This window comes from Microcystis sp. LE19-10.1B (genome assembly GCF_027530565.1).
In the GTDB taxonomy this organism is placed as follows: Bacteria; Cyanobacteriota; Cyanobacteriia; order Cyanobacteriales; family Microcystaceae; genus Microcystis; species Microcystis aeruginosa.
Window position 1 is genome coordinate 1 of the sequence record NZ_JAPZQM010000424.1, and the last position, 9,257, is coordinate 9,257.

At 45.7% G+C, this 9,257-nt stretch carries 11 protein-coding genes and 1 pseudogene; 7 read left to right on the top strand and 5 right to left on the bottom strand.

Annotated features, from left to right (window positions below; genetic code table 11):
- Positions 1 to 31 precede the first annotated feature (31 nt).
- Positions 32 to 175: a hypothetical protein gene (locus O9332_RS15305; RefSeq protein WP_288026281.1), complete on the top strand. Its 144-nt coding sequence runs from the start codon at positions 32 to 34 to the stop codon at positions 173 to 175.
- On the opposite strand, the pseudogene O9332_RS28440 reads toward O9332_RS15305, so the two are convergent.
- Both O9332_RS28440 and queF read right to left on the bottom strand, forming a co-directional pair.
- Positions 139 to 264, bottom strand: a pseudogene (locus O9332_RS28440) (Het-E N-terminal domain-containing protein); the annotation flags it as partial. The gene O9332_RS15305 and the pseudogene O9332_RS28440 overlap by 37 nt on opposite strands.
- 568 nt (positions 265 to 832) lie before the next feature.
- Complete coding sequence (gene queF, locus O9332_RS15310; protein WP_002740916.1) at positions 833 to 1,228, bottom strand: preQ(1) synthase; 396 nt, start codon at positions 1,226 to 1,228, stop codon at positions 833 to 835.
- A 227-nt stretch (positions 1,229 to 1,455) separates the two neighbouring features.
- Here queF and O9332_RS15315 point away from each other — a divergent pair, with 227 nt between their 5' ends.
- From O9332_RS15315 to O9332_RS15330, 4 genes are all read left to right on the top strand, one after another.
- On the top strand, positions 1,456 to 2,637 hold the full coding sequence (locus O9332_RS15315) for a M20 family metallopeptidase (protein WP_002763816.1): 1,182 nt from the start codon (positions 1,456 to 1,458) through the stop codon (positions 2,635 to 2,637).
- Between the two features lie 22 nt (positions 2,638 to 2,659).
- Positions 2,660 to 3,124, top strand: a complete 465-nt coding sequence (locus O9332_RS15320; protein WP_002763815.1) for an MEKHLA domain-containing protein — start codon at positions 2,660 to 2,662, stop codon at positions 3,122 to 3,124.
- A 96-nt stretch (positions 3,125 to 3,220) separates the two neighbouring features.
- Complete coding sequence (gene pyrF / locus O9332_RS15325; protein WP_002763813.1) at positions 3,221 to 3,922, top strand: orotidine-5'-phosphate decarboxylase; 702 nt, start codon at positions 3,221 to 3,223, stop codon at positions 3,920 to 3,922.
- Positions 3,886 to 4,422: a hypothetical protein gene (locus tag O9332_RS15330; protein ID WP_052277909.1), complete on the top strand. Its 537-nt coding sequence runs from the start codon at positions 3,886 to 3,888 to the stop codon at positions 4,420 to 4,422. The genes pyrF and O9332_RS15330 overlap by 37 nt, the downstream gene beginning before the upstream one ends.
- Here O9332_RS15330 and prmC read toward each other — a convergent pair.
- The 3 genes from prmC to O9332_RS15345 all read right to left on the bottom strand — a co-directional run bounded on the left by prmC (position 4,419) and on the right by O9332_RS15345 (position 6,931).
- Positions 4,419 to 5,303, bottom strand: a complete 885-nt coding sequence (gene prmC / locus O9332_RS15335) for a peptide chain release factor N(5)-glutamine methyltransferase (protein ID WP_288026275.1) — start codon at positions 5,301 to 5,303, stop codon at positions 4,419 to 4,421. The two genes, O9332_RS15330 and prmC, sit on opposite strands and share 4 nt — an antisense overlap.
- A 5-nt stretch (positions 5,304 to 5,308) precedes the next feature.
- Positions 5,309 to 6,109, bottom strand: coding sequence for a Tic22 family protein (locus O9332_RS15340; RefSeq protein WP_288026277.1), 801 nt, complete (start codon positions 6,107 to 6,109; stop codon positions 5,309 to 5,311).
- A gap of 387 nt (positions 6,110 to 6,496) precedes the next feature.
- Positions 6,497 to 6,931 carry a hypothetical protein gene (locus tag O9332_RS15345; RefSeq protein WP_002763808.1) on the bottom strand — a complete coding sequence of 145 codons (435 nt, stop codon included), beginning with the start codon at positions 6,929 to 6,931 and terminating at the stop codon, positions 6,497 to 6,499.
- Between the two features lie 220 nt (positions 6,932 to 7,151).
- Here O9332_RS15345 and mtnA point away from each other — a divergent pair, with 220 nt between their 5' ends.
- Complete coding sequence (mtnA, locus tag O9332_RS15350; protein ID WP_002763807.1) at positions 7,152 to 8,231, top strand: S-methyl-5-thioribose-1-phosphate isomerase; 1,080 nt, start codon at positions 7,152 to 7,154, stop codon at positions 8,229 to 8,231.
- 135 nt (positions 8,232 to 8,366) lie between these two features.
- Positions 8,367 to 9,257 (top strand): RNA-guided endonuclease InsQ/TnpB family protein (locus tag O9332_RS15355; protein ID WP_288026279.1); only part of this gene is annotated, 891 nt, incomplete at its 3' end.

A 9,257-nucleotide genomic window follows, 5' to 3' on the forward strand; every position in this document is an offset into this window, starting at 1 on the left:
AACCCTTATAGAGAAAGGCACTTAGCGATTTTTGTCAATTGTTTTTGCTCTAGAGCCAACTAATCAATTAAGTCTCTTACCAGATAAGGATTTAGTCGATTTATGCCCCCCTATCGAACCATACCAAGTAACGAAGAACCATTTCTTCTTAATCAACGCTTTTAAACCCTCATAAGCATCCTTAACCGCTGTTCCTGCCGTATCCTTAGCAGCAGCAACCGCACCAGCAGCCAACGCAGCGAGAATTAGAGAAATTGGTTCCATTGCCTGAGACTCCAAATTAGATATTGCTGACTCAATTTTAGATCAAAGCAAAGTATCTGACGCGATTATGGCGCAGGTATTGGGCGCGGATGGCTTGCTCGTCAGGGTTGTTGGCTACCACTGCAAGCTGGACGTAGGGTAGCGACAGAAGGTGTAAATCCCACCGTCATCGATGCCCTGCTTGTTCGGTAAAAATCGTTCGCACTGAGGAATGATTTCGACGGGATAGCCGAAAATCTGGACAAAACTGGGAGTAGCAGTCCTCTAGATGCGCCCAATCAAGCGCACACTCAGTATGAGTAATACTAAACCAGGTTATTAAAAACTGATTATTTATTCTCCCTTTTGCCTCTTGCCTCTTGCATGAGTGCCTGTCCTGATATGTAAGCCTATACTCAACGGATTTAGTATAAAACCTATCAGACAAAGGACAAGATAGCGATATAACCTGCTTGAGCATCTTCTCCTGTTGACTGGCTACAGACCTTCGAACAGCAAAAAACTTGAACAACAAAAACTAGAACAGCAAGGGATGGAGGCAACCCCATCCCCAAACTAGACAATTATGCTATTCTTTTTTATACATCACCTCCACCACGGTATGGACGTTACCTCTGGGATGAAAATCCCCCTTAACTTTCATCTGCAAGGGTTCGCAAGCGGCCACCAAATCATCTAAAATTTGGTTAATTGCTTCTTCGTGGGAAATATAACGATCGCGATAACTATTAATATAAAGTTTAATCGCCTTTAATTCCATCACCTTTTGATCGGGAACGTAGCTAAGATAAATAGTGGCAAAATCGGGATAACCGGAAAAGGGACACTTACAGGTATATTCCGGCAGAGTGATCTGAATATCGTAATTTCTGCCAGGGCGTGGATTGGGGAAAGTAATTAATGTTCCTTCGGCAATTTCTCTTTCCCCGTACTTAACTTCAATTTTTTCGGAAGACTGAACCATGTTTTTTCCTAACTAGACAATGTTTCCTATCATAGCTGGAATATTCTCTCAAGAGGCGTTACCGAATCAAGAGATGAATAGTAACTCCTGCATCCTATTGACAAATTAGCTTAGTCCCGGGTTGAAAGAATGCCGAGAAGACAATGCAGACTTAAAATCAGCCAAGTCGAATTTTCAGGTAAAAAATGCTCTATGATTAACTCTAAAGATACTGTAAAACTGGTTTCATGCTCTCCGAGATTAAAAACATAGCCGAGAGTCTCGCACCCCGATTAGTGGAGATTCGCCGCCACATTCACGCGAATCCAGAGTTAAGTGGGCAAGAATATCAAACGGCCGCCTATATTGCCGGGGTTTTGTCTTCCTGTGGTCTATCGGTGCAGGAAGCGGTGGGAAAAACGGGAGTTAAGGGAGAATTGGCGGGAAAAGGCAGTGATCGAAGGATTTTAGCCATCCGCGCCGATATGGATGCCCTACCGATCCAAGAAAGAACCGATTTAGACTTTGCTTCCCGCAAACCGGGGATTATGCACGCCTGCGGTCACGATGTTCATGCTACCGTCGGTTTAGGGGTGGCGATGGTGCTTTCCCGTCTCTCGGAACCTTTGGGGGGAAAAATACGCTTTCTCTTTCAACCAGCAGAGGAAATCGCCCAGGGGGCCAATTGGATGATCCGGGAGGGGGTGATGCGGGATGTCAGCGCCGTTTTGGGGCTGCACGTTTTCCCCTCGATTCCGGCCCGATCGATCGGAGTTCGTTACGGGGCCTTAACTGCAGCTGCCGACGATCTGGAGATTTTTATTCAAGGGGAATCCGGCCACGGGGCCCGGCCCCACGAGGCGATCGATGCTATCTGGATCGCCTCGCAAGTAATCACCACTTTACAACAGGCAATTAGTCGGACTCAAAACCCTTTGCGTCCCATTGTCCTCACCATCGGGCAGATTAGCGGTGGTCGCGCCCCCAACGTCATCGCTGATCAGGTACGCATGGCGGGAACCGTGCGATCGCTGCACCCAGAAACCCACGCCCATCTCCCGGAATGGATCGAGAGTTTGGTCACGAATGTCTGTAGCACCTATAACGCTAAATGTCAAGTAAAATATCGTCGGGGTGTGCCATCGGTGCAAAATGACCAATTTTTAACCCGTTTGGTGGAAGAAGCTGGTTTAGAAGCTTGGGGACGGGATCGGGTTTTAATTCTCTCGGAACCCTCCATGGGGGCCGAGGATTTTTCCCTTTATTTGCAACAGGCCCCGGGGACAATGTTCCGTCTGGGAGTGGGTTCTACTAACCTCCTCAATCCCCCCCTTCACCATCCGGAATTTTTAGTGGATGAGTCGGCAATTCTGACGGGAGTGATTACTTTAGCCTACGCGGCCTATAAATATTGGCAACGGCAAGATTAAACCGGTTTTTCAAGATAATTTTATGGAAATTTGGGAAGATTTAGCTATTATAGCTTGGACGGAATTGCTGCTGGATAATTATGAACGATTAATCGGGCGATCGCTTTTACCCCGGATCGGTACTGGCAAAGAACAGAGTAAAATGCTCTTTTATGCCCCTTTTGTCCTAGTTTCCCACGGTACACAAACTAATCCGATCTTCAATTATGGTAATCGCGGTGCCCTCGATCTCTGGGGTTTAACTTGGCCAGAATTATTAACAACTCCTTCGCGAGCGACGGTAGAGGGGGAGGAACCCGCCCAAGAACGCCAAAAAATGCTAGATTTAGTCAAAAAACAGGGCTATATCAACGATTATCACGGGGTAAGGATCACGAAAAACGGTCAACTATTTCGCATCGAAAAAGCGATCGTTTGGAATATCATCGATCGTGATGGCATTTACTGCGGACAGGCTGCCACCTTTGCCGATTGGATTTTTCTCTGATTTAAGCTGTACTGCCTTGAAACTCCGTCCCCACTTCCCCACTCCCCCACTCCCCCATCACCCCACTTCCCCACTTCCCCACTGTATCGCCCCAATATGACCAACTCAGACCGAATTATTGTTCCTCTCGATGTGCCGGATTTAGAATCAGCGATCGCACTGCTCGATCTGCTGCCAGAAGTCAATTTTTGGAAAGTGGGACTAGAATTATTTGTCAGTAGCGGTGCAGAAATTCTAGGGATTCTGCAAGAAAGACAAAAAAAGAGCTTTCTCGATCTCAAATTCCATGATATTCCCAATACGGTCGCCGGGGCCTGTCGTTCAGCTAGTCGCTATCAAGTGGATTTACTCACCCTGCACGCTACGGCCGGACGGCAAGCACTGACGGCGGCTAAGGGGGCAATCTCTGACCTGCTATCGCCGCCAAAACTTCTCGCTATCACCGTTTTAACCAGCCTTAACGCCAGGGAATTAGCCCTCGACCTCAAAATTCCCCTAGAACTATCGGAATATGCCTTAAATCTGGCATTATTGGCCAAGGAATCAGGAATTGATGGGGCGGTTTGTTCTCCCCAAGAAGTGGCGCAATTGCGGCGCGTCTGTGGAGAGGATTTTCTCTTAGTTTGCCCCGGAGTTCGTCCCTCCTGGTCAAGCAAAGGGGATCAAAGTCGGGTGATGACTCCGGCCCAAGCGCTTAAAGCTGGGGCTGATTATCTAGTAATTGGACGACCGATCACTGGTGCCGAGGAGCCAAAGGTAGCATGGGCAAAAATTTGTCAAGAATTAGCCGACATTTAGCTGTATTGCTGGTTATGTTCGGGATTAACTTGCCAGCAGTTAGTCGTCCTCTTTCTAGCTGTCCGGAGGATTTAAATCTTTTAGTCGATCGCCTCTTGTCAGATTTACCCAGTTATGCTAATCGAGTTATTAGCCGCTCCCAAATCGACCAAAAATTATCTACACCGGTTTTTGTGATTATTGCCGGTCGTCCTGAATTTGCACCCCTACCTTTAACTGCCAGTCAATATTCTGGTCAAATTGCCGATGACACTCAACAGGTTTTTTTTACGACTTTAGAGCGTCAGTATAGCAAAAATCGCTCTGTCAGCCTCCAGAATTATCACTGGTTATTTTTAACTAAAACTGGGGAAGGATGGCGATTAGTGACGGTTTACAGTCAATTAGCTGCCCTTGAACCCGCTCAAGTCCCCTTACCTCCCCTAGAAACCAGTCAAGGCACCATCGGCCAAGCGGTGCGTCTCTGGCTGCGGGACTGCGAAGCGGCTGCATTGCGCTAAATTCGCTCGGCCAACACGAAGCGATCGAAACCTGCTAGGTCGTTAATAATCTGAATTTGTCGATAATTGCCCTGATTTTCCAGCATTTGCGCTACTTTTTCCCCTTGACCGGCTCTCATTTCCACTAGCCAAAGGCCTCCCGATCGCAGATAATCGGGAGCAGTGGCCACTAGATAGCGCAGCGCGGTCAATCCGTCTTCACCTCCATCGAGGGCCAAACGGGGTTCATGTTCCCGCACTTCAATTTGTAAGTCAAGGATTTCTGCACTGGGAATATAGGGAGGATTGGACAGCATACCGCTAATCTGTCCTTGCCACTTCTCTAGGGGGGTCCACCAAGAACCCTGTTTTAAGATAATTCTGTCGGCAAAACCCGTCTTGATGATATTTTCTTTGGCGATCGCTAAAGCCGTTTGACTGTAATCAATAGCATATATTTCTGCTTTTGTCAAGATACTGGCTAAACCAATAGCGATCGCGCCGCTACCGGTTCCCAGATCTACCCAGATTCCCCCGTCGTCTCCTCTGACGGTTTCTCCAACAATATCGATTAATAACTCGGTTTCGGGACGAGGAATTAAGACTTCTGGGGAGACTTTGAGGGTAAAATTACGCCAGACCACCGATTCGAGCAAATACTGTAAAGGAACCCTTGATTGCAGGCGTTTTTGCCAGCGTTTAGTAATTTCCGACCAAGAATAACTCAAGGGGATTTTTTCTCGTTCGCGAAAGGATTGTAAGCGCAGGGAAAGAGTATCTAAATCTGTCACTGCTTGCAGAAAGATATCCACTTCTTTCGGAGATAGTTGCGCTTGCTCTAAATCGGCGATCGCCTGTTGTCGCCATTGACTTAATTCTTGACCGGAAATACTCGCAGACACAAGGCTTAACGATTGGGGGCGGGGGGATTATTGGTATTATTATTAGGGCGTGGCTGATTTGCCGGGGGTTGGTTGGGAGCCTTTTGGTTGCTATTTGCCCGAATAAAATCAATCGTTTCTTGGCTAGGATAGAGGAGAATTTTAGTTAAAGCTTCATCGTTACTTTGTTGTAGGGTAGCGATGACACTTTCTAAGGGAATAACATCAATTTTCACCGTGGTCGCTTCTGCGGGATTAGCTTTTTTATATTGTTCTACCATTTGCAAAGCGGCGGCCTTTTCAAAGAAGAAAGGAATAAAATCCTGATTATTGCGATTGATCACCAGAAAACTACTCTCTTTTCCCGCTTTCGGCACAAATAAAGGTACACCACCTTGATATTGTTGACCTCTTTCACTGAGCAATTTTTTCGCTGATTCTACTTCCGACTCTTTGGGAACAAAATCGATAATTAAACGATTTTGATCGGTTTGACTGGTTTGCATTTTATAGACCTGTGCCAAAGAAACAGCCTGAACTTTAACTTTGCTGGCAACTTCAGGATTCTCTTTTTTCAGTCTTTCAAAAAAGTTTTGTGCGTCCTGTTGACTGATAAAAACTCCCGTGAATTTCTGTTCTTTTTCTCCCACGGCAATTAGGGGAACTCCTTGATCGTCGGCAATAGCGAAGACAGGTACAGACTGCAAGGTTCTGACGATTTGTTCTTCCGGTAAAGCGAGTGCTTTAGAATAGCTGCCCAGCAGCGAAGTCAACATTGTCGTTCCCACTAAACCAAGAGTTGCTGTCCAACGAATGAGAGATTTCATCAAAATAATTACCTCGTTATTACTATTAACCAATATTTGCCGTTAATCTGAACTATATAGTCTATTTGACTCCTCCGATCAGGAGTTTTTTGATGAATAACCAGCCCCGAAAGTTCCCTTTATTGGCTTGCTTCTGAACCATCATAGCTAAAAAGCTCCATATTTGGTGAGATGTGGTCGCAGCGGCGGCCAGGAAATAGGGGCAATTTATGGGCTGATCTGGGGAATAATAGGGATTAATTGGATTTTTTAAGCTACATTTTCAAAAAAATCGCTTTAGCTACGGTTTAAGCTTGCTTTTGCTTTCATAAGCACCAACTTGAGATCAAAAGGCATCCTCTTGTCTGAATCAGTTAGTCAACTGGCTACCCCTTGATCTTGGCACTGCTAATGACTTTCCGAGAAATCGCGCGGATGGGCGATCGCTAACCGCAGCCATTGATAGGAAACTAGATTTAAAATCAGTCCGATGATCAATAAAATTGCCATGAGAGCGATTTGATACCAGGCGATCGGTCTGACCAGAAGATCGGCGATCAGATGGGCTAAATTCAAGACAGAATAGAGAATTGTCAGCCAGAAATGGGTCTTTCTCAAGGAGCGACTTTCGCTAAAATTGACCCCGATAATCGCTAACATTGGCAGCAAAAAAAAGAGCAACATTCCCCAGAAAATCGGATCGAGATTGCTGGTTTGATGACTCTCGACGATCGATTGACCATGGAAAAGCGGCATTAAACCCAGTTGGGTGTGAAATAGAGTTCCCAAGAGGAATGTTGTCCAGAGAGCGGCAATTTTTTCGGGATATTTCGCTGTTTTCACGGTAATTATCCTCTTAATCGGTTAGTATAAAAGGTCGGGCTAGGTGAGAAAGTATTCTTAAATTTTTCCTAGTCACTTATCTATACATTCTAAAAAAAGTTTCTGTATTTAAAATTACTTTTTACAAAAAAACACAAAATAGTTTTTACTGCTGATCAGCCGTGGAGAAAGGCCGCTGCTATAGTGGTAAATTTAGCTAATTCTCAATCTAAAAATGTTTATGACCACAACCACTTGCGAGAGTAACTCGATCTATCCCGTGCGTTGGCAAGATAACAAAGTTTGGCTGATCGATCAAACCCGTTTACCCATGGAGTATGGGGAAGTTGAGATCACCAGCAGTGAAGCCATGGCCCGGGCGATCGAAACGATGATTGTCCGCGGCGCTCCGGCCATCGGGGTGGCGGCTGCATACGGTATGGTTTTAGGAGCGCAGGAAATTACCACCGACCAGAAAGAGCAATTTCTGGCTGATTTAACTAGAATAGCCGATCGATTAGCCCAAACCCGGCCGACGGCGGTGAATTTATTCTGGGCGATCGAGCGAATGTTAAAAGTGGCCAGGGAAAGTGGCCCAGAAGTGGCAGTAATTACCAAAAATCTCCTTGAAACTGCCCAAAATATCCAAAAAGAAGACGTGGAAACCTGTCGGGCGATCGGTCACCATGGTTTATTGGCGCTGCCGGAGCAACCGGAAAAACTGACAATTTTAACCCACTGTAATACTGGTTCCCTAGCCACGGCCGGTTATGGTACTGCTTTAGGGGTAATTCGTTCCGCTTGGACAGCAGGGAGATTAATACAAGTGTATGCAGACGAAACCCGGCCGCGGCTGCAAGGGGCAAAATTAACCGCCTGGGAATGTCTGCGGGAGGGAATTCCCGTCACCGTGATCACCGATAGCATGGCGGCCCACTGTATGCAGCAAAAACTGATCGATGCGGTGATCGTTGGGGCCGATCGCATTGCGGCCAATGGGGACACGGCTAACAAAATCGGCACCTATTCCCTTGCGGTGGTGGCAAAAGCTCATAATCTGCCTTTTTATGTGGCCGCGCCGCTATCGACGGTGGATTTTTCCCTTAAGGATGGTACGGGGATACCGATCGAACAGCGCGATCGTGCCGAAATTTATCAGGTGGGGACAACTACCCTTTGCCCTAGAGATGTTAACTTTTATAACCCCGCTTTCGATGTTACTCCCGCCGCTTTAATCACCGCTATCATCACGGAAAAAGGAGCGGTAACACCGGCTGAATTAATTTTTTTACCTAAAATGTCGGATGAATGCCCGCGCTAGATTTTTCGACAAGATACTCACCTTTGCGGGGGATGAAATCCGACCAGAATATCAACCGCAGAGCATCGGTTTAATTCCACCATCTGTGGGTAAACTGTGTTATAATTAACTTAGCCAAGGGTCGAGGATTGTTAGATGCTAGTCGTAGAAGCAAAGCTAAAAAACGGAACACCAGAGCAATATCACCGGCTTGATGAAGCTATCAAAACTTCTCAGTTTGTGCGTAATTCTTGTGTTCGTTATTGGCGGTCCAATCAAGGGACAACCCGCAATGATCTCCAAAAACTTTGCGCGGTACTAGCTAACAATAAAGAGACACCATGGGTTAATAAATTAAACTCTCAAGCTCGTCAATCGGCTGCTGATAGAGCCTGGCAATCAATTACTAGGTTTTACCATAATTGTCATGCTAAGATACCGGGAAAAAAGGGGTTTCCTCGGTTCAAAAAACATAACCGTTCGGTTGAGTATAAACTAACGGGCTACAAACTATCAGATGATCGACGTAAAATCAAGTTCACTGATGGCTTTAAAGCAGGAGAATTTGATTTATGGTGTAGTCAAAAGACCTTAGTTTATTATTCAGAGCAACAGATTAGACGGGTAAGAGTTGTTAGACGTGCTGACGGTTATTATTGCCAGTTTCTGATTGACGTAGAACGGCAAGAATACCATAAACCGACGGGACAAATAACAGGAATTGACTTAGGGTTAAAAGAGTTTTATACTGACGCTCAAGGCAATACTGTAGAGAATCCACGTTATTTAAGAAAGTCAGAAAAACGACTGAAAAAAGCACAAAGGAGATTATCAAAACAATTTCGCAAAGGAAAGAAACAGTCTAACAACTATCACAAGCAACGGATAAAAGTAGCCAAGCTTCACCTTAAAGTATCAAGACAACGTAAAGACAAAGCAATTAAAGACGCTTTGGCGTTAGTCCAGTCTAATGATCTGGTAGTCTATGAGGCTTTAAAGGTAAGAAACTTAGTCAAAAACCGTAAGCTGGCCAAGTCGATTTCTGAT

What these genes read in the sequence shown, in the direction of transcription:
- queF (WP_002740916.1), bottom strand. Translation starts at nt 1,228, where the DNA reads ATGGTTCAGTCTTCCGAAAAAATTGAAGTTAAGTACGGGGAAAGAGAA.
- O9332_RS15315 (WP_002763816.1), top strand. Translation starts at nt 1,456, where the DNA reads ATGCTCTCCGAGATTAAAAACATAGCCGAGAGTCTCGCACCCCGATTA.
- O9332_RS15320 (WP_002763815.1), top strand. Translation starts at nt 2,660, where the DNA reads ATGGAAATTTGGGAAGATTTAGCTATTATAGCTTGGACGGAATTGCTG.
- pyrF (WP_002763813.1), top strand. Translation starts at nt 3,221, where the DNA reads ATGACCAACTCAGACCGAATTATTGTTCCTCTCGATGTGCCGGATTTA.
- O9332_RS15330 (WP_052277909.1), top strand. Translation starts at nt 3,886, where the DNA reads ATGGGCAAAAATTTGTCAAGAATTAGCCGACATTTAGCTGTATTGCTG.
- O9332_RS15340 (WP_288026277.1), bottom strand. Translation starts at nt 6,109, where the DNA reads ATGAAATCTCTCATTCGTTGGACAGCAACTCTTGGTTTAGTGGGAACG.
- mtnA (WP_002763807.1), top strand. Translation starts at nt 7,152, where the DNA reads ATGACCACAACCACTTGCGAGAGTAACTCGATCTATCCCGTGCGTTGG.